16 protein-coding genes and 5 pseudogenes are annotated in these 21,903 nt (G+C 70.9%); 12 read left to right on the plus strand and 9 right to left on the minus strand.

The genetic code is table 11. The features are described from left to right. Positions 1-95: 95 nt before the first annotated feature. The 3 pseudogenes from ACH4MY_RS36405 to ACH4MY_RS36415 all read left to right on the plus strand — a co-directional run. A pseudogene (locus ACH4MY_RS36405) lies at positions 96-740 on the plus strand (SCO6880 family protein); the annotation flags it as partial. Between the two features lie 203 nt (positions 741-943). Next, positions 944-1,162: pseudogene (locus ACH4MY_RS36410) on the plus strand (helix-turn-helix domain-containing protein); the annotation flags it as partial. A 1,239-nt stretch (positions 1,163-2,401) separates the two neighbouring features. Continuing rightward, positions 2,402-3,588, plus strand: a pseudogene (locus ACH4MY_RS36415) (dihydrofolate reductase family protein). 16 nt (positions 3,589-3,604) lie between these two features. On the opposite strand, the pseudogene ACH4MY_RS36420 reads toward ACH4MY_RS36415, so the two are convergent. Together ACH4MY_RS36420 and ACH4MY_RS36425 are read right to left on the minus strand one after the other, a co-directional pair. Beyond that, positions 3,605-4,450: pseudogene (locus tag ACH4MY_RS36420) on the minus strand (IS5 family transposase). A 141-nt stretch (positions 4,451-4,591) separates the two neighbouring features. Continuing rightward, positions 4,592-4,738 carry a hypothetical protein gene (locus ACH4MY_RS36425; protein WP_398008874.1) on the minus strand — a complete coding sequence of 49 codons (147 nt, stop codon included), beginning with the start codon at positions 4,736-4,738 and terminating at the stop codon, positions 4,592-4,594. Between the two features lie 128 nt (positions 4,739-4,866). Here ACH4MY_RS36425 and ACH4MY_RS36430 point away from each other — a divergent pair. From ACH4MY_RS36430 to ACH4MY_RS36460, 7 genes and pseudogenes are all read left to right on the plus strand, one after another. Further along, positions 4,867-5,046: pseudogene (locus ACH4MY_RS36430) on the plus strand (universal stress protein); the annotation flags it as partial. 127 nt (positions 5,047-5,173) lie between these two features. Beyond that, the gene (locus ACH4MY_RS36435) at positions 5,174-6,646 is read left to right on the plus strand and encodes an AAA family ATPase (RefSeq protein WP_398008957.1); all 1,473 of its coding nucleotides are present in this window, start codon (positions 5,174-5,176) and stop codon (positions 6,644-6,646) included. A 121-nt stretch (positions 6,647-6,767) separates the two neighbouring features. Beyond that, positions 6,768-7,097: a CBS domain-containing protein gene (locus ACH4MY_RS36440; protein ID WP_398008876.1), complete on the plus strand. Its 330-nt coding sequence runs from the start codon at positions 6,768-6,770 to the stop codon at positions 7,095-7,097. Continuing rightward, positions 7,091-7,222: a hypothetical protein gene (locus ACH4MY_RS36445; RefSeq protein WP_398008877.1), complete on the plus strand. Its 132-nt coding sequence runs from the start codon at positions 7,091-7,093 to the stop codon at positions 7,220-7,222. Before ACH4MY_RS36440 ends, ACH4MY_RS36445 begins: the two co-directional genes overlap by 7 nt. A 417-nt stretch (positions 7,223-7,639) precedes the next feature. Next, positions 7,640-8,098: a Crp/Fnr family transcriptional regulator gene (locus ACH4MY_RS36450; protein WP_266971796.1), complete on the plus strand. Its 459-nt coding sequence runs from the start codon at positions 7,640-7,642 to the stop codon at positions 8,096-8,098. Positions 8,099-8,125: 27 nt separating this feature from the next. Next, positions 8,126-8,764, plus strand: coding sequence for a CBS domain-containing protein (locus ACH4MY_RS36455; RefSeq protein WP_398008879.1), 639 nt, complete (start codon positions 8,126-8,128; stop codon positions 8,762-8,764). A gap of 51 nt (positions 8,765-8,815) precedes the next feature. Continuing rightward, a complete protein-coding gene (locus ACH4MY_RS36460) occupies positions 8,816-9,502 on the plus strand; it encodes a response regulator (protein WP_398008881.1) in 687 nt (228 codons plus the stop codon). Positions 9,503-9,508: 6 nt separating this feature from the next. On the opposite strand, the gene ACH4MY_RS36465 is transcribed toward ACH4MY_RS36460, so the two are convergent. The 4 genes from ACH4MY_RS36465 to ACH4MY_RS36480 are packed head-to-tail and all read right to left on the minus strand — an operon-like array spanning position 9,509 to position 15,679. Further along, the gene (locus ACH4MY_RS36465; protein ID WP_398008959.1) at positions 9,509-11,242 is read right to left on the minus strand and encodes a GAF domain-containing protein; all 1,734 of its coding nucleotides are present in this window, start codon (positions 11,240-11,242) and stop codon (positions 9,509-9,511) included. Positions 11,243-11,293: 51 nt separating this feature from the next. Then, a complete protein-coding gene (locus ACH4MY_RS36470) occupies positions 11,294-13,912 on the minus strand; it encodes a cation-translocating P-type ATPase (RefSeq protein WP_398008883.1) in 2,619 nt (872 codons plus the stop codon). A 7-nt stretch (positions 13,913-13,919) separates the two neighbouring features. Continuing rightward, the gene (locus ACH4MY_RS36475) at positions 13,920-14,780 is read right to left on the minus strand and encodes a universal stress protein (protein WP_398008885.1); all 861 of its coding nucleotides are present in this window, start codon (positions 14,778-14,780) and stop codon (positions 13,920-13,922) included. Further along, complete coding sequence (locus ACH4MY_RS36480; RefSeq protein ID WP_398008886.1) at positions 14,777-15,679, minus strand: universal stress protein; 903 nt, start codon at positions 15,677-15,679, stop codon at positions 14,777-14,779. The genes ACH4MY_RS36475 and ACH4MY_RS36480 overlap by 4 nt, the downstream gene beginning before the upstream one ends. Positions 15,680-15,925: 246 nt before the next feature. On the opposite strand from ACH4MY_RS36480, the gene ACH4MY_RS36485 reads away from it, so the two are divergent. Continuing rightward, complete coding sequence (locus ACH4MY_RS36485; RefSeq protein ID WP_398008888.1) at positions 15,926-16,549, plus strand: CBS domain-containing protein; 624 nt, start codon at positions 15,926-15,928, stop codon at positions 16,547-16,549. Positions 16,550-16,571: 22 nt separating this feature from the next. Beyond that, entirely contained in the window at positions 16,572-17,561 is a 990-nt protein-coding gene (locus ACH4MY_RS36490; RefSeq protein ID WP_398008890.1) for an Acg family FMN-binding oxidoreductase, read from the plus strand. Positions 17,562-17,569: 8 nt separating this feature from the next. Here the strand turns inward: ACH4MY_RS36490 and ACH4MY_RS36495 are convergent, their stop codons facing one another. The 3 genes from ACH4MY_RS36495 to ACH4MY_RS36505 are packed head-to-tail and all read right to left on the minus strand — an operon-like array spanning position 17,570 to position 21,809. Next, positions 17,570-19,960 (minus strand): glycoside hydrolase family 65 protein, encoded by a 2,391-nt coding sequence (locus tag ACH4MY_RS36495; RefSeq protein WP_398008892.1) that lies wholly within the window; start codon positions 19,958-19,960, stop codon positions 17,570-17,572. After that, on the minus strand, positions 19,957-20,730 hold the full coding sequence (locus tag ACH4MY_RS36500) for an HAD family hydrolase (protein WP_398008894.1): 774 nt from the start codon (positions 20,728-20,730) through the stop codon (positions 19,957-19,959). The genes ACH4MY_RS36495 and ACH4MY_RS36500 overlap by 4 nt, the downstream gene beginning before the upstream one ends. Continuing rightward, a complete protein-coding gene (locus ACH4MY_RS36505) occupies positions 20,730-21,809 on the minus strand; it encodes a zinc-dependent alcohol dehydrogenase family protein (protein WP_398008896.1) in 1,080 nt (359 codons plus the stop codon). Before ACH4MY_RS36505 ends, ACH4MY_RS36500 begins: the two co-directional genes overlap by 1 nt. Positions 21,810-21,903 lie beyond the last annotated feature (94 nt).

The following is a 21,903-nucleotide window of genomic DNA, read 5'->3' on the forward strand; positions in this document are numbered from 1 at the left end:
CCCTCTCGACCCGACCATCAAAGGAGTTCCGTCATGTCCTCCAGAAGAGCGCCGCACGCGCCGTCCCTCGTTCGCTCCCATCGTCTGGAACCCCCATGTCCGGCAAGCACCAGGCCGAAGTCCCCTCGGCCACCGTGAAGTTCCCCCACCGAAGCAGGCGCGGCGTCCTGCTCGGCCTGACCGCCCCGCAGCTCCTCGTCGCCGGACTCACCGGCCTTCTCCTCCTCGCCGTGATCCTCGCCCGCGGCGTGGTCGGCGCTCTCGCGCTCATCCCCCTGTGGGCCGTCATCGCCCTGTTCGTCTTCGTACGCCACCGGGGCCGTGCCCTGGCGGACTGGGCTCCAGCGTCGTCCGGTACGCGCTGCGCCGGATGCGCGGCCAGCTCGTCTGGCTCACCCGCCCCTCGCGCCGGCCGACCCGCGAGGGACTGCTCCACCTGCCCGGCACCGCCGCCAGCCTGCGCGTGGCCACCGCTCCCGACGGCCGGTACGGTGCGGTCCACGACCCGCACCACGGCACGCTGACCGCCGTGGTCAAGGTCTCCTCCCGCGCCTACGCCCTGCTCGACCCGGGCACCCAGCACGCCAACGTCAGCGGGTGGGGGCGGGCTCTGGCCGCGCTCGCCCGGACCGGGCAGGTCGCCCGCGTCCAGGTGATCGAGCGCACCGTCCCGGACTCCGGTGACAGCCTGCGCCGCTACTGGGAGGAGCACGGCCGGGCCGACACCCCGGTGGCCGGTCGTACGGCGGCGGACCAGGTGCGCGGTGCGCTGATGGCGCTGGCAGATGGTCAGCTCCGGAGCGCGATGGAATCCGAGCGGGGCCGCGGGCGGGAGCCCCTGGATGGAGCCTCGCTCGTTGGCTCCGCAGGCCCCTTTCGACGAGAGCCGGTGCAGCCGGTTGCGACCATGGGGCGAGCCGACGTTGACGGTGAGGGGGAACGCATGGGGCAGCAGCCGAACCAGCTGACTCCGGATGCCGGCCCGTGGCATCGCTGGGGTTACGAACTCCGCCAGTTCCGCGAGGCTCGTGGGTTGTCACAACAGGCGCTCGCGCACCGGGCATTGATCGACCGCTCGCATCTAGGGCGCTTCGAGCGTGCTGAGCGTCCCGTCCCCCGGCACGTAGCCGTCGTCCTCGACGAGGTGCTCGACGCCACCGGCGCCCTGGTTCGGTGCTGGGACGAGGCGGAGCGCATGGCTCCCCAGGACGACTCCGGTGTCGTGTCCAGGGCCAGGACGACTGATCATGGGGCCAAAACACGGGACTATGGGGCCAGTGCCCCGGGAACACTGGCCGTGAGCGAGTTCGGGCAGGCAGGCTCTGGCGGAGACGACGAAGACACGGTCGTCGTCCCCGCCCGCATCCACGGAAGGATCCTCTTCGTGCCCGTGCCCCGCCGTGTTGTTCTCGCCTCCGGGCTCGCCGGCCTGGCTGCGACGGCCATCCCGGCCACGACGGCAACGGCTGCCACCGAACTCGCCGACTTGGGATCCCCCTTCGAGTACTTCGCGCAGCTCCGCCGGGTGATGATCCAGGCAGAGGCCCTGATCGGCCCCCGGCACGTGCTGCCCGCGCTCCAGCAGCACCTCGTCTCCCTGGCCGTTAGGCGCCGAGCGGCCCGTGGCGCCGACGCCGTCGCATTCCTCGCCCTGGAGCCGCGATACGAGGAACTGGCGGGCTGGTTCGCCCAGGACATAGGCGATGAGCGCGCCGCCCGCGGCCATACCGCGAAGGCACTCGACGCCTCCCACATCGCCGGAGACTCCGACCTCACCGCGTACATCCTCGGGCGCAAGGCACAGCTCGCGGTCGACACCGGACATCCCTCCGACGCCCTCGGCCTCGCCACCGCTGCCCGGCGCACCGCCCGGGCCGGAAGTCGTCTCGAAGTGATCGCCATCCTGCACGAGGCCCATGCCCACGCCATGCTGGGTGAAGGCGGCGAAGCCCGCAGGGCCTACGACTCCGCACTCACCCTCCTCGGTAGCGCGGACACCGACGGCGTTTGGGGCTCCTGGCTCGACACCGCCTATGTCAACACCGCCCGCGCACGCTCCCTCGCCGCACTCGGCGAATACGAGCAGGCCGCAGCCGGCTTCGACAGCGCCATCGCGGCGCTTCCCCCCCCTCCTATCGCCGGGATCGCGGTGTCTACCTCGCCCGCGCAGCACGTGCCCATGCGGGCACAGGCAATATGCCCCTGGCTGCCCGTATCGGCGCGCAGGCCGTGGGGATTGCCGCCGAGACCGGATCCGCACGGTCATCGGCCAGCTCGACCGGCTCGACCGGATGCTCGCCCCCGCAGCTGCGGAGGACGGCGTCGCGGAGTTCCGCGCCGCGCTCGATCGCATCGTCCTGCATCCCGCCTGACCCAACCGCACACACCCTCTGGAGATCGCGTGCCCCGCCCGTACGTACTGCTGTCCGCAGCCGTGTCGCTCGACGGCCACCTCGACACCCGTCCGGGCGAGGACCGGCTCCTGCTGTCCAACAAGGAGGACTTCGACCGCGTCGACTCCGTACGGGCAAGCGCCGACGCGATCCTCGTCGGCGCCGGGACACTCCGTGCCGACAACCCCCGCCTCCTCGTCAACTCGGCAGAGCACAGGACGGCACGGATCGCAGCAGGCAAGCCGGAGTACCCGCTCAAGGTCACCATCACCGGCACCGGTGATCTCGACCCCGACTGGAAGTTCTGGCACCACGGCGGGGACAAGCTCGTCCTGGCCGTCGGCGACGCAGCCGCCGCGAAGGCCCGCGCCAACCTCGGCGACCTGGCAACCGTACAGAGCGTCCCCGTCGAGGCCGTGTGGCCGACCGCGCTCGACCTCCTCGGCGACGAGTACGCCGTCGAACGGCTCATGGTCGAAGGCGGCGGCACCATCCACACGCAGCTCCTGGAGGCAGAGCTCGCCGACGAGCTGCAGCTCGTCATCGCCCCGCTTCTGGTCGGCCAGCCCGATGCGGTACGGATGCTCAGCCCGGCGCACTACCCCGGCGGCCCCGCAGCCCGTCTCCGCCTCCTCGAGACCCGCCAGATCGGCGACGTGGTACTCCTGAGGTACGCCCCCAAGGACACCTCGACGGAGCCCCGATGAGCACCACACCCTCCCCCACTGCCCCAGGCACCGGCCACGAGCCCAACACCGCGGACCGGAACTGGATCACCCTCGCCTGCAGGCTGGCCGCCCTCTGCCCACCCTCGACGACCGCCTTCAGCGTGGGAGCCGTCATCGTCGCGGCCGATGGGAGCGAACTCGCCCGCGGATACTCCCGCGAGAACGACCCCCACGACCACGCCGAGGAAGGCGCCCTCGCCAAGCTCCCCATCGGGGACCCCCGGCTCGCCACCGCCACGATCTACAGCTCCCTGGAGCCCTGCGCCAAACGAGCCTCCCGCCCCCGCCCCTGCACCCGGCTCATCCAGGACGCCGGCCTCCGCCGCGTCGTCACCGCCTGGACCGAACCCGACACCTTCGTCGCCGACGCCAACGGCACCGGGATCCTCGAAGACGCCGGCGTCACGGTCGTCGTACTGCCGGAATACGGGAATGCCGCACAGGCACCCAACCTGCACCTGCTCTAGGTCCTGTCGTCAAATGTCACGCCCACATCAGGAGTGAGGCGAGGGTGACGGCTGCTTCGTAGGACTGGGCGGTCTTGTCGTAGCGGGTGGCGATGCCGCGCCACTGCTTGAGGCGGTTGAAGCAGCGTTCCACGACGTTGCGGTGCTTGTAGGCCTCGCGGTCGAAGGCCGGCGGGCGGCCGCCTTGGCCGCCTCGCCGGGTCGGTTGCGGATCTGGTCGGCCCGCTCGGGAATCGTGTGGATGATGCCCTTGCGACGGAGCCACGCGCGGATCGCCTTCGAGCTGTAGCCCTTGTCGCCAGGACGTGATCGGGCCGGGTGCGGGGCCGCCCTGGTCCGATCCGGGGCACTCGGATCGCTTCCATCACGGCGGTGAACTGGGTGCAGTCGTTGGTGTTGCCGCCCGTGACGGAGAATGACAGCGGACGGCCGCGGCCGTCGCAGGCCAGGTGGATCTTGCTGGTCAAGCCGCCTCTGGACCGGCCGAGGGCCGGGTCGCGGAGCCCCTTTTTCGGGCCCCGGCAGCATGCTGGTGGGCCCGGACGATGGTGGAGTCGACGGACACCAGCCAGTCGATGTCGCCCGCGGCGTCCGCCTTGGCCTGGGCGGTCCGCAGCATCCGGTCGAACGTTCCGCCCGCCGCCCACCTGCGAAAACGAGTATGGAGCGTGGCCCACGGCCCGTATCGCTCGGGCACGTCCCGCCAGGCCGTCCCGGTCCGGAACTTCCACACGATCCCGTTCAGGACTCTGCGGTCGTCCAGCCGCTTCCGCCCCCGCAACGACTCGGGGAGCAGCGGCCGGACGAACTCCCACTCGGCATCCGACAGTTCATGACGACGTATCACGACACCATGATCCATCAGTGATGATCATTTGAAGACGCCGCCTAAGTGCCGAATCAGGCATCGTTAGCCCTGTTGTGATGTGATGCGCCGTCCGGGTGCTGTGCCGGGCGGCTGTGACTGGGCGCCGCACTTGGCCCGTCTGGCCAGGAACGGCGCTCAGATCATCGGCAACGGCATCAGGGCCAGGGCGACGGCTGCGAGGACGATGCCGACCGTGGAGTGCCCGGCCTCGCCTGCCCGGACAAAGGCCCGCACGGCAGCGCCCGGGACCAGGCCCACCCCGCTTCCGAGCCGGGTCTCCACGCCGCCCGCATGCGCGGCACGACGATGTGCGGTACTCCTCGGGGGTGAGGGACGTGAGCGTCGGCCGTGGGCTGCCGATGTCCACCCGTCCGTCCATCCCGGAGTCGTACGAGACGGAGACAGTCGCCATGGAGCCATTCGTCACGGTCGGCCTCGACGGCTCACCCGAAAGCATGGCCGCCGCCCGCTGGGCCGCCGACCAGGAGCTCCACCCGGGCCTCGTGATCACCGGCGACCCGATTGCCGACGACGCCCGGCACGCCCTGCTCAAGGCGGCCTCGGAGTTCGCGCCGACAGTGCTCGGTTCATTCAGCCGTCCCCATGGCTGAGTCGAACCGCCTCGGGGAGGCGATCACGTCAGCGCGTCAGGACAACGCGTCCGTGCTACGGACCGCCGCCTCCGGCACCAGCGCCGGCTCGCTTCCGCGGGCGGAGGTGCGCGAGACCCACACCGCGGTGGTGTTCTTCGTCGGCGAGCGGGCCTACAAACTCAAGAAGCCGGTGGACCTGACGTTCCTGGACTACACCACCGTCGAGGCGCGGCGGGTGGCGTGCGAGCGGGAGGTCGCTCTCAACCGTCGCTTCGCCCCCGACGTCTACCTGGGCGTGGGTGAGCTGAGCGTCCCGCACTCGGCATCACCCGAACCTCTCGTGGTGATGCGCCGCATGCCGGCGGAGCGCCGCCTGGCTCGGCTCGTACGGGAGGGCGCGGTGGTCGACGATGATCTGCGGGCCGTCGCCCGGCTGCTCGCCACCCACCACGCGAAGGCGGTCCGCACGCCGGACGTGGACGCGCAGGGCACGCGGGACGCACTGTCTTCCCGCTGGGAGGCGAGCTTCGCACAGGTCCGTGCGCTCGACGCGGATGGCCACGCGCCCGAGGGCGTGGAGGAGATCGAGGAGCTGGTCCGCCGCTACCTCGCCGGCCGCGAGTCGTTGTTCGACACGCGCATCGAGCAGGGCCGGATAGTCGACGGACACGGCGACCTCCTCGCCGACGACATCTTCTGCCTCGACGACGGCCCCCGGGTGCTGGACTGCCTGGAGTTCGACGACCACCTCCGCTACGTCGACGCCCTCGACGACGCCGCCTTCCTCGCCATGGACCTCGAACAGCTCGACGCACCCGAGGCCGCGGCATTCTTCCTCGCCCGCTACAGCGAGTACTCCGGCGACACCTCACCCCCCTCACTGGGCCACCACTACGTCGCCTACCGCGCCTTCGTCCGCGCCAAGGTGGCCTTGATCCAAGCAGGCCAAGGCGCGCCCGGCGCCGCCCCCGCCGCACAGCACCTCATCACGACGACTCTGCGTCACCTGCGCGCCTCCGTCATCGGCCTCACGCTCGTGGGAGGACTCCCCGGCAGCGGCAAATCCACGCTCTCCGGCGCGCTGGCCGACCGCTTGGGCGTCACCCTGCTCAGCAGCGACCGTCTCCGCAAGGAACTCGCGGGCATCCCTGCCGACCGGCCCGCTCCCGCTCCGTACGGCGAGGGCCTCTACACACCCGAATGGAGCGACCACACCTACGCGGCCCTGCTCGAGCGCGCATCCACCCTGCTGTCCCGTGGCGAATCCGTCGTCCTGGACGCCAGCTGGTCGGACGGGAGGCAGCGCGAAGCCGCCCGGCTCGTGGCCGAACGAACAAGCGCCGACCTCGTGGCCCTGCACTGCCAGGTCCCGTACGACACGACGGCGGCCCGCCTCGGCACACGGGCCGCCGGACCGTCCGACGCCGACCTCGGCGTAGCCACCGCCATGGCCGAGCAGGAGCCGCCCTGGGCAGAGGCTGTCGCGATCGACACCAGCGGCCCCCTGGAGGCCGCTGTCGCCCAAGCGCTGTCGGCGGTACGCCCTTTCGGCTCCAGCCCCTTGGTCTTCCGGCGGCCTTACATGACGGCGGACTAGGACGACGCGGATGCGGCCGTCCACGACCAGGCCCACGCCACGACTCACCCATCGCCCGGGAACATCCGAGCCCGGCTGGCGCACGAACTCCTGCTGTCCCACGGATTGTAGGAGCCGGCCGATGACGGTATCCGAGGCGATGAGCCATCCGGCGGTGTCCGTACCGACAGGAACACCGTTGCGCCATGTGGCCCGTGAGATGGCCGAGTACGGAGTCGGCTCCGTACTGGTGACCGAGGGCGGGACCCTCCGCGGCATCGTCACCGACCGCGACCTCGCGCTGGGTGCCCTCGCCGGGGGCCTGGACGCGAACGACGCGGTGGATTCGCTGATGACCTCGCCCGTCGTCACCGTAGGCGTCACGGACGACATGCGGCCTACCGGACCTTCCGAGGATCCGGGTTCCGGCGTCTGCCCGTACTCGACGGTCAGCGGGTCGTGGGCATGCTGACCGTCGACGACATGCTCATCGACGTGTTCCAGCGGCTGGCCGACCTGTTGGGCCCGGTCGCCTGGAGCATCCTCGAGGAACCCCCCGGGCCGCCCTCCGCGGGCAGCCGTTCACGCGGGGCATGACAGCGGGCGCCCAGCGGCCGGACCAAGCGGCCGTCGACCATGCACCGGCCGGCCCGTGCAGGACGGCAGACACCACCCGATGCGGCTGCTGCGCGGCACCGAACTGAGCACCGGCCGCGATCTGAGACTGACCCAGCATGTTCATCGACGCCTTCGACCGCTGCGTGACCTTGGAGCACTCCCCCACACGTCAACGTTGTCGGCCACGCCACCACCCGACTGATCGACAAGCGCCCGGGCATCGGCGCCGGCCTCGACGACCGCGCCACCCGAGTGCGTCGGCTTCGGTGTACGGCATCAGATCGACAGCCGCAGAAGCTCCCACGCCACGAGGTACGAAGAGGGGGCCATCCGGCCCTCCCTCTCCCCGTGAAGTGGAGCAGAAACTGGATGCGGACACCGACGAGGAGGTCCCCGATGAACTCTGTTCCTTCCCCTCGGCTCGCGACGGCTCTGTCCGCCGACCAACATGACCGCCTGATGGCATGCGCCCGCCCGGTGGACCTCCCTGAAAGCACCCGGCTGTTCGAGGAGGGCGATCCCGCCCAGCGCTTCTGGATCCTGCGGACGGGCACGGTCACCTTGGACGTCTCGGTGCCTGGCGCACAGCCGGCGGTGATCGACACCGTGAACGCGGGTGAGCTGCTCGGATGGTCATGGCTGTTCGCCCCCTATCGCTGGCACTCCGGGGCGGAGGCCATGACACGGGTGCGGGCGTACGAGTTCGACGCGGTGGCCGTGCGCATGATGATGGACGCCGATCCGGGCCTTGGCTCCGCCCTCGGGCACCTCGTCGGGCAGACCCTCGCTCGTCGTCTCGTCTCCGCCCGAGTGCGGCTGCTCGATCTGTATGCCCCGCACGGCAGCGGCCTGTAGGCCCTCGTCCACACCCCGGAGAACGTCATGCCTGCCTCGCGTTACACCGTCAGCGACGTCATGACCCACACCGCCATCGCGATCGGCCGTGACGCGCCCTACAAAGAGATCGTCGCGCTCTTGGACCAGTGGAAGGTGAGTGCCCTTCCTGTCCTCGAGGGAGAGGGCCGTGTCGTCGGAGTCGTGTCGGAGGCGGATCTTCTGCCGAAGGAGGAGTTCCGGCTCGACGAGCCCCGCCCGAACGAATTCGCCGAGGCGGCCAAGGCCGGAGCCCTGCGGGCGGGGGAACTCATGTCGAGTCCGGCCGTGACCGTCCACCCGGACGCCTCGCTCGCCGAGGCGGCACGGATCATGGCCACGCGGAAGGTGAAGCGGCTGCCGGTCGTGAGCGAGATCGGGATGCTGGAGGGGGTCGTCAGCCGGAGCGACCTGCTGAAGGTGTTCCTCCGTACGGACGGCGAGATCGAGGGAGAGATCCGCCGCTCCGTCCTTGGCGAGTCGGCTGCCCCGGCAGGGCTTGACGTGTCCGTGCTGGAGGGTGTGGCCACCCTTCACGGTGAGCTCGCCGACCGATCGCTGGTTCCGCTGCTCGCCCGCGCCGTGCGAACGGTGGAGGGTGTCGTCGACGTACGGATGGATCTCGGCGCCCACGAAGACGCCGCATGACGGACAATCCTTGTGGGGGCAGGTACGCACCCACCGACCACAGGGGTCGCCATGTCCGATCTGCCAGCAGCCACCGCACCCACGCGGGTATTCCTCGTCGATGACCACGAGGTCGTCCGCCGGGGCCTTCGTGACCTCATCGACGACGAGCCCGACATGGAAGTGGTGGGCGAGGCCGCGACGGCGGAGCAGGCGCTGGCCAGGGGCCCCGCCCTGCGGCCGGACGTGGCGGTCCTCGACGTACGCCTGCCCGACGGGGACGGCATCTCGGTGTGCCGGGAGCTGCGGTCTCGGATGCCTGACGTGGCCTGCCTGATGCTGACGTCGTTCGACGACGAGGACGCTCTGCTCGACGCGATCATGGCGGGGGCGGCCGGGTACGTCCTGAAGCAGATCAAGGGGTCGGATCTGGTGTCGGCGGTGCGGACCGTGGCCACCGGGCAGTCGATGCTCGACCCGGCCACCACCGCCCGGCTGATGCACTCGCTGCGCGACCCCGAGGCGGCGAAGCCGCCGGAGGACGAGCGGCTCACGGTGCTGTCCGACAGGGAGCGGTCCGTACTCGATCTCATCGGCGAGGGTCTCACCAACCGGCAGATCGCCAAGCGGCTCTATCTGTCGGAGAAGACCGTCAAGAACCACATCTCACGGCTGCTCGGCAAGCTCGGTGTGGAACGCCGCGTACAGGCGGCCGTCATTGCCGCGCAGGTCCACGAGCACGACACCGAGGAGACGTAGAGGCTTTCATGCCCGCTCGGCCGGGAGCGGGATCCGCCACTCGAGGACCGTACCGCGGCCCGACGCCGCTCGCGCGTGTGCCGACAGGCTGCCGCCCAGCCGCTCGGCCCGTTCGGACAGATTCCGCAGTCCACTGCGGCTGCCACCCTGCGGAATGCCGACCCCGTCGTCGCTCACCGTCACCGCCAGCACGCCCTCGTCGGCCACGACCGACACATCCGCCCTTCGGGCCCGGGCGTGCCGCGCCACATTGGCGAGCGCTTCCCCGAGAACGGCGAGCACCTCCTCGGCCGCTTCCGCTGGTACATCGGTGTCGATCAGGCCCTCCATACGCAGCGCCGGAGCGAATCCGAGCATCGACGCAGCCGAATCCACGGCCTTGACCACGCGGTTTCGCAATTTCGGGGCCGTTCCCGGGGTGCCGTGTTCCCGGAGGCCGAAGATGGTCGACCGGATGATCTTGATGGTGGCATCGAGATCGTCGATGGCCCGGGTCAGCCGGTCCACGGCCTCCGGGTGCTCGACGAAGCGCCGGGCGCTCTGCAGCGTCATCCCCGTGGCGAAGAGGCGCTGGATCGCCAGATCGTGGAGGTCGCGGGCGATCCGGTCGCGGTCCTCCAGAAGACTCACCTGTTCGGCGTCACGACGGCGCTCGGCCAGTTCGAGCGCCAGCGCCGCCTGCCCCGCGAACCCGGGAAGAGCGGTGACCTCGGCGGTCGTGAAGAGGGGCCGCCCGTGGCGCCGCGCGAGGATCAGCACCCCGCTGAGTCGCTCCTTGGTGCCGACCGTGACAGCCACTGCCGGTCCGAACCCCTTCCACCCTTCCGACTGCACCGTGATGCGCGGCTCGTTCTCGACGTCGACGACCGTGACCAGACCGTCCTGCGCGAGGGCGGACTCGACCAGGGTTCCTTCGCTGTTCGGGAGGACGACGCCCCGGTGCGCTTCGGATCCCTCGCCGTGGGCCAGCGAGCCCCGCAGCTCGCCGCACGGTCCGACCAGGTAGAAGACCCCCATGTCGGCGCCCGCGATGTCCACGGCCTGCTCCAGCATCCCACCGAGGACCTCGGTCTCCTCCGCACCGGACAGGAGCGCACTGGTGAAGTCGGAACTGGCCGCCAGCCAGCGCTGTCGCCGGCGGCCCTCCTCGTAGAGGCGGGCGTTCTCGATGGCGATGCCGGCCGCGACGGCCAGGGTCGTCACGACGGCCTCGTCCTCGGCGTCGAAGTCGGCTCCTCCACGCTTCTCTGTGAGGTAGAGGTTGCCGAACACTTCGTCGCGGACCCGGATGGGGACACCCAGGAACGTGTGCATCGGCGGATGATGGGCCGGGAAGCCGTACGAGGCCGGGTGCTCGGACAGCTCAGCGAGGCGCAGCGCCTTGGGGCTGCGGATCAGTTCGCCGAGGATGCCGTGTCCGGACGGTAGCGCGCCGATCCGCTCACGGAGTTCGTCGTCGATGCCGATGGGAAGGAATTCGGAGAGCTTCCGGTCGTCACCGATGACGCCCAGGGCTCCATATTCGGCGTCCACCAGAGTCACGGCGGACTCCAAGATGTCGCGCAGCACCTGCGGCAGGTCGAGTTCACGGCCCACGGACATGACGGCTTCGAGCAGCCCGTTGAGCTGGTCCCTGGTGCCACGCACCTCGTCGATACGCACCTGGACCTCGTCGAGCAGCTCGTCGAGTCGTAGCCGTGGCAGCCGTGTACCCGCGGACTTGGTGTCCTCCCGGCCCATCGAAACCTCCGGCTGCATCGAGCGCACGGGCTGCACCCGAAGCGCGCACTCTCACCGTAGTCCGGATGAACCACCCGTTCCTGTCGGGCCCCCTGGGTGGAAGGCGGTCCGTACGACGCGGGCCGCGACGAATCCGGCGGGCGTGCATGCGAGAGCGATCCCGGCGCCGGCCCAGCCGAGCGGCTCCGTCTCCAGGACCGAGCCCAGGAAGGGTACGTACAGCGCTGCCGCCGCCAGAAAGGCAGAGACGAGGACGGACAGGGGGAGGAACGGGTTCTCCTTGGTCAGAAGTCGGGTGCGCAGCCCCAGTACGACGCCCAGCTGCGCGGCGAGCAGGGCGAGGAAGAGGACGCTCTGCCAGGCGAGCCCCAGTGCCTCGGCGGCGAGTCCTGCGCCCAGGGAGGCCGCCGTGACGACAGCCGCGAGAAGGAGCAGCCTCTGCCAGGCACCACCGCCGAGGATGTGCTGGTCAGGTGGGCGCGGCGGGCGGTGCATCGCTCCCGGTGACGCGGGCTCGGCGCCCATCGCCACGCCGGTGAGACCGTGTGTCAGGAGGTTGATCCACAGGATCTGGCCCGCGCGAAGGGGCAGCGGAAGTCCCAGGAGCGGGCCGATGAGCATCACGAGGATCTCTGCCGCGCCGCCGGCCATCCCGTAGACGAGGAAGCGGCGGATGTTGTCGTAGACACGACGCCCCTCCTCGACGGCCGCCACGACCGTCGAGAGCTCGTCGTCGGTGAGGACGAGGTCCGCCGCCTGCCGCGCCACCTCCGTTCCCCGCGCGCCCATGGCGACGCCGATGTCGGCGCGGTGCAGGGCGGGGCCGTCGTTGACCCCGTCGCCGGTCATCGCGGTCACCGCTCCCCTGGCGCGCCACGCCTCCACGATGTCCAGCTTCTGTTGGGGGTCCGTGCGAGCGAAAACCCTCACCGAGGTGAGGTCGGCCACTCGTCCCGCGGCCACGTCCGCCCCGGTGACGACTCGGCCTTCCGTCTCGCCGTCGTCGCCCAGGAGTGCGACGTGGGAGGCCACCGCCCGCGCGGTCGCCGGGTGGTCCCCGGTGATGAGGACGGGGGTGATGCCGGCCGCACGGCAAGAGGCGAGGGTGGCGGCGGCATGCGGCTTGGGCGGGTCGCTCAACGCGACGAGGCCGAGGAGCATGAGCCCCGACTCCGCTTCGGTGACCGGGCTCGGGACGTCGTTCCGCATGCCCGACGCCACCGCGAGCACACGGTACCCCCGGGCGGCCAGGCGCGCGGCCTCCTGGCGGGCCGCCGCGAGCGCGTCCGGAGGATCGAGTAGGACGGCTGGGTCGAGTACGGCTTCGGGAGCGCCCTTCAGACAGACGAGCACCCCGCTTCCGCCAATCTTGTGGAGCGTGGTCATGCGTCTGCGGAGGCTGTCGAAAGGCGCTTCTCCGACCCGGGGGCGGGTCACGGACAGTTCCGTCGGCTCCTGGCAGCCCATCTTGGCCGCGGCCGCCAACAGCGCGGCTTCCATGGGGTCGCCCAGCGCCGTCCAGCGGCCGTCGGACGCCCTGTCGTCCGCCGGACGCAGCGTGGCGTCGTTGCACAGGGCGGTGACGGTCAGGAGCTCCGTCAGCGGTTCGAGCTCGTCCGCCTCCGCCGGCCTCCCGGCAACAAGGGCGTCGCCTTCGGGTTCGTACCCCACACCCGTGAGCTCGGCACTGACTCGCGGTGTCCAGACGTGCTGGACGACCATGCGGCCCTCGGTCAGGGTGCCGGTCTTGTCGGTGGCGAGGACGGACACCGAGCCGAGCGTCTCCACCGCGGGCAGCCGCCGCACCAGGGCGTGCCGTGCGGCCATGCGTCTGGCTCCGAGGGCGAGGGCGAGGGTGACGACGGCGGGCAGGGATTCGGGGACCGCTGCGACGGCCAGGCTGATGGCGGTGACCGCCATCGTGCCGAGCGGGAGTCCCCGCAGCAGGCCGAGGGCGAAGACCAGGGCGCAGAGCGCGAGCGTCACTGCCGCAAGGACGCGGCCGAGGGCGGCGAGGCGGCGCTGCAGCGGGGTCGGCTCGCGACGTTCGTCCAACAGCGCCGCGATGCGGCCGAGAGCGCTGGACGCCCCGGTCGCCGTGACCACGGCCACGCCCCGGCCGCGGACGACGACCGTGCCCGCGCTCAGCGTCGCGCCGGGGTCCTTGTCGACGGGCACGGACTCCCCCGTGAGCATGGACTCGTCCACCAGCACGGCGGACGCCTCGGCGAGCTCGGCGTCGGCGGCGACGATGTCGCCCTCACCGACCAGGAGGACGTCGCCTGGGACGATCGACGCCGCCGGGAGGTCTCGGACGGCGCCGTCGCGCCTCACTCGCGCGTGGGGGGCGGTGAGGGCCGAGAGGGCAGCGACGGCGTTGTCGGCCCGGATCTCCTGCGCCACGCCGACGGTCGTGTTCACGAGGACGACCAGTCCGATGACGATCGCGTCGGGATGGTCGCCGATCGCGAGGGTCAGCACGACGGCCCCGAGGAGCACCATGATCAGTGGGTCGGTCAGCTGGGCCAGGACCCGCTTGTGCAGCCGTACGGGCTTCCTCGCGGTCACCTCGTTGGGGCCCGCGTCGGTGAGCCTCCGGGCGGCCTCCGCCTCGGTGAGTCCCGTCGTCTCCCGCACCGAGGCGAGTGCCCGGTCCGCCGACGCCGTCATAGCCCGCTCACCCGGCAGGGACAGTGATCACTGGACAGTGAGCGCGGTGCAGCAGCCCGTGGACGACGGAGCCGACGCGCATCCCGGTGTACCCGCCCCGGCCCCGGCGGCCGACGACGATCGCAAGGGCGTGCTCGGCCGCGTCCGCGAGCATCTCTACAGGGGACCCGATGGGCACTTCGTGGGTGAGCCAGATGTCGGGATACTTCTCCGCCCAACCCGCGGTGGTCTCCGAGAGCAGGCGGCGCTCGGCGTGGAACAGCGTGTCACCGCTCTGAAGGGAGAAGACGGGCGGCTGCCAGACGGCGATGGCGCGCAGTGCGCAGCGCCGGAGGTCCGCTTCCTCGAAGGCCCAGGCCAGGGCTGACCGGGAGGATTCGCTGCCGTCGACGCCGACCACGAGGTAGGGCGTCTCCTGCGTGACGTTTTCCGCGCCGCTGACGACCACCACGGGGCAGTGCGCCTTCGCGGTGACAGGGACGACCAGGGAACCGGCGCTCAGGAACTCCTCGGTACGACTGAGGTGCCGGGAGCCCAGCACGATCATCTCGGCCTCGTGCGACAGGCCGACCAGGGCTCCTGCCGGGAATCCGTCGAGGAGGGAGGAGGTGGCCTTGATGCCTGGCTGCCGGGCACGCACCCAAGCGAGTGCCGTACGCAAAGCTTCCGTGCCGGCCTGCCGCCGTGCCAGGTGACGAGGGGTGTCGTCGACGTGTTGGGTGTCGTGCGGCGGGGGTACGGCGACCATCAGGCGCAGTCCCGCTCCTCGCAGGTGGGCCTCGTCCGCGGCCCAGGCAAGGGCCAGGTGCCAGTTCTTGACCGGGTCGATACCGACGACGATGTCACGGCGGTCCGTGGTGCGTGTCATGACGTGCTCCCGTGGCCGGGCCCTTGCCGGGGGATGAGCTCCACGGGGCAGTGGGCGTGCTGCAGCAGGCTGAGCGTGGTCCGTCCGATCGTGGGTCCGAGGTACCCGGGTGACCGGCGACCGCCGACGACCAGCAGGTCGGCCTGGTGCGACGCCTCGACGAGAGCTCCGGGCACGCTACGGTTCCTCTGGCTGTCGGCGTGCACGGTGAGTTTCGGGAACTCCTCTCGGACCCGGTCCAGAACCGAGGACGGCACGCCTACGTGATCGCGGGCCATCTCGCCGTCGTCTTTGTGCGACGCGGCCCGTGAGCCGACGGACAGCCCCGTACTCCGAATGTGCAGGAGCCGCAGCGGTACCTTGCGCAGCTGGGCTTCTCGGGCCGCCGCACGGGCACAGCCAATGTCGGCCTCGTCCCGGATCGCCGCAAGAACCAAGCCGGCCTCGACGGGCTCCGCGGCCCCGCGCACCACGACCACGGGCGTGGTGGCGCCGGCCGCGACCTCAAGACCGACCGATCCGAGCAGCAGCGAAGAGAACCCGCCAAGCCCCCGGTGTCCGACGACAATCGTGCCGGTCAGGGCGGCGGCTCGTCGCAGACTGCCGGGGGCCGGGCCCCCGGCGAGTTCCTTGACGACCACCAGCTCGGGGTGGCGCGCCGAGATCGCCTCGGCGGTCCGGTCGAGCAATTCGCTTCCCGCGTGTCGGCTCGTGACGATCTCCACCTGGGACAGAAACGGGCCCGGTGGGTCCGTGTCCGCCGCATGAACGAGGCAGAGGGTGCTGCCCCTCAGGGCCGCCTCCGCCGCAGCCCACGTCACCGCCGTGCCTGCGGACGCCGATCCGTCGACGCCGACGACGACCCTGCCGAGGCCGGAACGGGCTGTGGTTCCGTCCATGGCTCCTCCTGATGCGATCCCAGGGACTACTTCCACCCTGACACAGCGGGTCCCGAGCGGCCGGAGGGCCGCTGGGGCCAATGACGGGACCAAAGGTCCTACCCGGGCGGGTAGAGCGCGGACCGGCGGTGACGAGCCCGTTCGGTCCTGAGGGTGGACCATTCGGCCCTCGCCGACCCCGAGCGCTTGTCGGAGGGTGGTGACACAGGACAGCACCGTCCGACCCCTCGAACAGGAGGCGCGGCGATGAAACACATGAAGGTCGGCGGTCTGATGACCGACGACGTGGTCTCCGCCGTCCCCTCGACGTCGTTCCGGGAGGTGGCGAAGCTGTTCGCCGAGCACGACATCAGCGGAGTCCCCGTCGTGGACGAGGACGACCATGTCGTCGGAGTCGTCTCCGAGAGCGACCTCCTGGCCCGCCACGAGCTGACTGCGCGGGACCTGATGACCACGCCGGCCGTCACAGTGCACGCCGAGGAGACGGTGGCGGACGCGGCACGGCTGATGGTGCGGCGCGGAGTCGAGCGCCTTCCCGTGGTCGACGAGGAGGAACGACTGGTAGGCATCGTGACCCGCCGCGATCTGCTCTGCGTCTACCTCCGCCCGGACGCGGAGATACGGCACCGCATCCGTGAGGACGTCCTCACGGACGCCATGGACCTGCCCGGGGACGTGGTGGACGTGCACGTCTTGGACGGCGTGGTGACCTTGGGGGGCCGCGTCCGGCGGCGGAGTCAGGCCCTGATGCTCGTCGGACTCTCCGAGAAGGTCGACGGCGTCGTCGCCGTCGTGGCCCGACTGTCCTTCCACGAGGACGACACGCGTCTCGCGTCCTCCACCCGGACTCCGCACAACATCTCTTGGTGACTCAGCGCAGACAGGACGAACCGTGTCTACCACCGCTTTGACCCGATCACTCGTGACGTCGCTGATCGAAGACGCCGTCACGGCTCCCTCGATGCACAATGCGCAGCCGTGGAAGTTCGTCAGCAAGACGGGTACCGGCGTCATCGAGCTGCACGGCGATCCGCTGCGCGGCATGCCGCACGAGGACCCCGACCACCGCGCCCTCCACCTCGGCTGCGGCGCCGCCCTGTTCGGTCTGCGCGTCGGCGCCGCGCACAGAGGCCGGCACGCCGCGGTCCGGCTGCTGCCCCGCCCCGAAGACCCCTGGCACTTCGCCGACGTGGAACTCCACGGTGCGGACGACGTCGACCGCGGTCTCGGCCCGCTCCACGCGGCCCTGTCGCGGCGCCACACCAGCCGTTTCCCCTTCACCGAGGAGCGGATCCCCTCCGAGGTGATCGACGGTCTACGGGCCTCGGCCCTCCTGGAGGGCTGCCAGCTGGTCGTGCCGGGTGACTGGCACACCGACGCCGTCCTCGAGATCGTCCACGACTCCGAAAGGTTCGAGGCCGCGGACGCGGCGGTTCGCGCGGAGATCGCTGCCTGGATGCGCACGGGTGCGTCCGGCGAGGACTCCGAGACCGAGGGCATCCCTTCGTACGCCTTCGGCCCGCGGCAGTACGACGTCACCTCTCCGGTCCGGGACTTCGACTCGCCCCGGCACGTCCCGGACCGCGCTTCGGCACGCTTCGAGAAGCGGCCGCAGATCGCCCTCCTCGGCACGGTCGAGGACAATCCGCGGCAGTGGCTGATGGCAGGCCAGGCGCTGCACCGGGTCCTGCTCCGGGCCACCCTCGACGGTCTGTCCACCTCCCTCATGTCCCAGCCCCTGGAGTGGTCCGAACTCCGCTCCGTCGTGCGAGATCCGGCTTCTACGACGGGCTTCGTCCACATGATCATCCGCCTGGGCTACGGCCCCCAGGGCCGAGCCACGCCGCGTCGCCCTGTCTCCGAGGTGCTCACCTTCGACTGAGCCGCCCCTCACAGACGGAACCAGCGCTCCTGTCCGGGTGCGACGGTCACCCGCCGTCCGCCAGGGAGCACGACGGCGAGCGGGCCCTCGGGCGAGGCGGGAACCCAAACTGCCAGCCGCCCGGGAAGCATCCGCAGGCGCACCCCTCGATGAAGGCCGCAGCACAGGGTGAAGGTGAACCGTGGGACCTCCGTGAGCGTCACCGGAGCCACTCGAAGCCCTTCCGGTCCCGTTTCCAGACCGGTGATCCCGCGTTCGACGAGGTCGATCGTGCCCGCCATCGCCCCGAGGTGGATGCCCTCCCCCGTGGTTCCGCCCTGGACGTCGGCCACGTCGGCAAGCAGCGCCTCCTCGCAGTAGCGCCATGCGTCGGCGCCCTTCTGCCGGGCCAGCACCCACCCGTGGACGAGGCTGCTGAGCGTGGAGCCGTGGCTGGTGCGGCGCAGGTAGTACGCGACGGTGGCGCGCCAGGTCTCGTCGTCCAGCGCGTAGCCGAGCCGCCCGAACAGGCCGTACAGCTCCTCGGGCCGGAAGAGGTAGCCGAGCATGAGGGTGTCGGCCTGCTTGGACGCCTGGTAGCGGTTGACGGTGTCGCCCTCGGCCTCCAGGATCCGGTCGAGCCGACGGATGTCGCCGTAACGGGCCCGGTACGCCTCCCAGTCGAGCTCCGTCAGCTCGCCATATCCCTCGAACTGGCTGACCACGCCCTGGTGGAACGGCACGTGCAGGCGCCGGGAGACGTCCTCCCAGCGAGTGAGTTCGCCGTCGTCCAGCGACAGTTGCTCCGCCAGTTCCGATCGGCGGGCCTCGGGCAGTTCGCCGAACAGATCGAGACCGCGGGCGAGCACCCACGCGGCGGTCGCATTGGTGTAGGCGTTGTCGTCGATGCCCGGGACCGTCGCATCGGGATAGGCGTCGTGGTACTCGTCCGGTCCCACGACCCCCCGGATGCGGTAGCGGCCGAGCGCGGGGTCGAAGGCGGCGGCCCCGGACCAGTATCGGGCGACCTCCAGCAGGATCTCCGCACCGGCCGAGTGGAGGAATCCTCTGTCGCCGGTGGCCTGCGCATACTTCCAGACGTTGAACGCGACAGCGGACCCCACGTGGCGCTGGAGCCGCGAGTGGTCGGCAAGCCAGCGTCCTGAGCGCGGGTTCAGGTGCAGGTCCTGGGTCTCCTCGCGGCCGGAACTCGCGCTCTGCCAGGGATACATGGCCCCCTGATGACCGGCGCGGCGGGCCGCTTCGCGGGCGGCCGGCAGTCGTCTGTGCCGGTACATGAGCAGCGCCCGGGCCACCTCGGGGAAGTGGAGGTCGAGGTAGGGCAGGACGAAGAGCTCGTCCCAGAAGACGTGTCCCCGGTATGCCTCACCGTGCAGCCCACGCGCGGGCACGCCCACGTCGAGGTCCGCCGTGTGCGGGGACAGCGTCTGCAACAGATGGAACACGTGCAGCCGCAGGATGCGGCCCGCCTCACCGGGCACATGAAGCTCCCCCTGCTCCCAGACGCGCTGCCAGGCCGCCTTGTGGGCGGAGAGCAGCTGAGGGAAGGCCGGAGCACGAGCGATCACGTCAGTGGCTGCCGTGAGCGAGTCGGCGGCGGGCCAGTCCATCGATGTGTGCAGCGCCAGCGTCTTCACGACCATCGCCGGACGGCGGGGAACGACTGGCAGGTGGTACGTCTGCTCGGTGCCGGCGGAGGTGGCCACTTCCCGCGCGGGCCGCGCGGGGCGGGTCACCGTACGCACGGCCATGGCGATCCGGATGCCCGGGTCGACAGTACGGCAAGAGATCCAGGCGACGCCGTCGGGCTCGAATCCGGTCCGGTGATCGCCGAGATGACGCCCGTCCAGGTGCCGATAGCGCTCGACTCCGGCGTTGGTGACGGAGCCGTCGAGAACCGACTGCACCTCGACGGAACCCCTCCAACCATAGGCGCGAAACAGCGTGCACTGGGCCGCCAGTCCGGGTTGCCCCATGTGAACGAGGCGGATGTGGCTGACGCGCAGGCCGCGCCTGTGGGCGTCCTCGAAGAACAGACGTCGCGTGAGAACCCCCGCACGCAGATCGAGCTGCACGTCGTAGTGGCGCAGTTCGCCGGCGTCGGGGGTGAGCCAGTCGCCCGGCGGACCGTCGTCCGGGAGGCAGCGGTAGCGCAGAAGCGTCCAGTTGGGAAGGTTGACGAGATCCTCGTTCTCGACCTGCTGCCCTGCGACAGACGAGGTGAGCCGGTCGTAACAGCCGGCCATATAGGTGCCCGGGTAGTGCACACTCCCTGCAGTGCACTCGGGAGCGGAACCCCGAGTGGCGAACCGGCCGTTACCCAGGGTGCAGAGCGCTTCGACGAGCGGCTCGCGTTCCGGGTCGTACCGGTCGTAGCGCCACGTCCAGCCGGTGGTCATCCGCGCTCACCCCATACGCTCCGGACCAGCGTCGTCAGATCGGGAACCACCATGTCAGCACCCTGCTCCCGCAGGAGGGCTGCTGCGCCCCCCAGCGGTGTGCGGTCGACACCGACGACAAGACCGAAGCCGCCGCTTCGTGCAGCCTCGACTCCGGCGAGGGCATCCTCAGCGACTGCGGCCTCCTGGGGGCGGCTGCCCAGGAGGGCGGCCGCCCGCAGGAAGAGCGCGGGGTCCGGCTTGCCGGCGAGGCCGAGCCTGGCGGCGTCCTCGCCGTCCACGATCACCGTGAGGAAACCGGCGAGCCCGGCGGCACTGATCAGCGTCCGGGCGTGCCGGGAGGCGGAGACGGCAGCGCACGGCACACCCGCCGTGCGCAGGGCCGTGAGGGCGGGCCCTACGTCGGCGAAGGCCGTGACGCCTTCCGTACGAAGCAGATCGACGAACGCCCGTTCCTTGTGTGCCGCGACGGCCCAGACCGTGCCGCAGCCGGGGGCGTCGTGGGGCTCTCCCCGTGGGAGGTGAAGGCCGCGGGCGGTGAGGAAGGCCGCCGCACCGTCGTACCGGGACCTTCCGTCGACGAGTCGACGGTACTCGGCGTCCGCGTCGAAGGGGGGCTGTGTCCCGCTGTCGGGCGCGAGTCGGCCGAGGCATGCGTCGAAGGCGATCTTCCATGCCGCCGCGTGCACGACGGCGGAGTCGAGCAGAACACCGTCGGTGTCGAGGACAACGCTCTCCGGCGGCCGAGAGCCCGGGCCTCGGCCGTTCATCAGGCCACCGACGTGTCGGGGAGGCTCACGACCGTGTGCTGCGGGCCGCCCAGCGCGACTTTGATGGCGCCGGTCTGAGCCGCACGGCCGAAAACGTCGTAGGCCTCCTCCATCTCCCCCAGCTCGAACCGGTGGGTGAGCAGTTCTGCCGACGGCAGCCGCCCCGCGGCCATCATGCGCAGCAGCATGGGCGTGGACGAGGTGTCCACCAGCCCGGTGGTGATCGTGACGTCCTTGATCCACAGGTCTTCGAGGTGAAGGGTCGCCGGCTTGCCGTGGACTCCGATGTTGGCGACCCTGCCGCCTGGCCGGACCATGCGCGTGCACATCTCGAACGCCTCCGGGACACCGACGGCTTCCATGACGACGTCGGCGCCGAGGCCGTCGGTCAGATCCGCGACGAGCTGTTCGGGGCCTTCCCCTGCGTTCACTGTGGCGTCCGCGCCCAGGGCGCGGGCGGCGGCCAGCCGGGACTCGGCGAGGTCGACGGCGACGATGCGGCCGGGGCTGTAGAGGCGCGCCGTGATGACGGCGGCGAGGCCGATGGGGCCCGCGCCGACCACGACCACCGTGTCGGCGGGGCGCACCGCGCCGTTCAGCACGCCGACCTCGTAGGAGGTGGGGAAGATGTCGGCGAGCAGGACGGCGTCGGAGCTGTCGATCGAGTCGGGCAGCGGGTGGACGGAGAGGTCGGCGAAGGGGACCCGGACGTACTCGGCCTGTGTGCCGTCGACGGTGTGGCCGAGGATCCAGCCGCCTCCGCCCCGGCACTGTCCGTAGCGGCTCTCACGGCAGAAGCGGCACCTTCCGCAGGCCGTGATGCAGGAGACCAGGACCCGGTCCCCCGGCTGAACCGTGCGGACGTCGCGCCCGGTCTCCACCACCGTGCCGACCGCTTCGTGTCCGAGCACCCGGCCGGGCGTCACCTCCGGGACGTCCCCTTTCAGGATGTGCAGGTCCGTGCCGCAGATGGTGACGACGTCGATCCGGACAATCGCGTCGGCGGGGTCCTCGATGACCGGGTCGGGTACGCCCTGCCAGGCGATACGCCCCGGGCCCTGGAAGACGAGTGCCTTCATGGCGCCCACCCACTTCCTGTCGTGCTTCGCCGCGGTCCTCGTCCACCAGGCTCCGTCCGGTACTCGGGGCGACGCATGGGCCGGTCGGCCCCCC

This window comes from Streptomyces sp. NPDC017246, assembly GCF_044331325.1.
Lineage (GTDB): Bacteria > Actinomycetota > Actinomycetes > Streptomycetales > Streptomycetaceae > Streptomyces.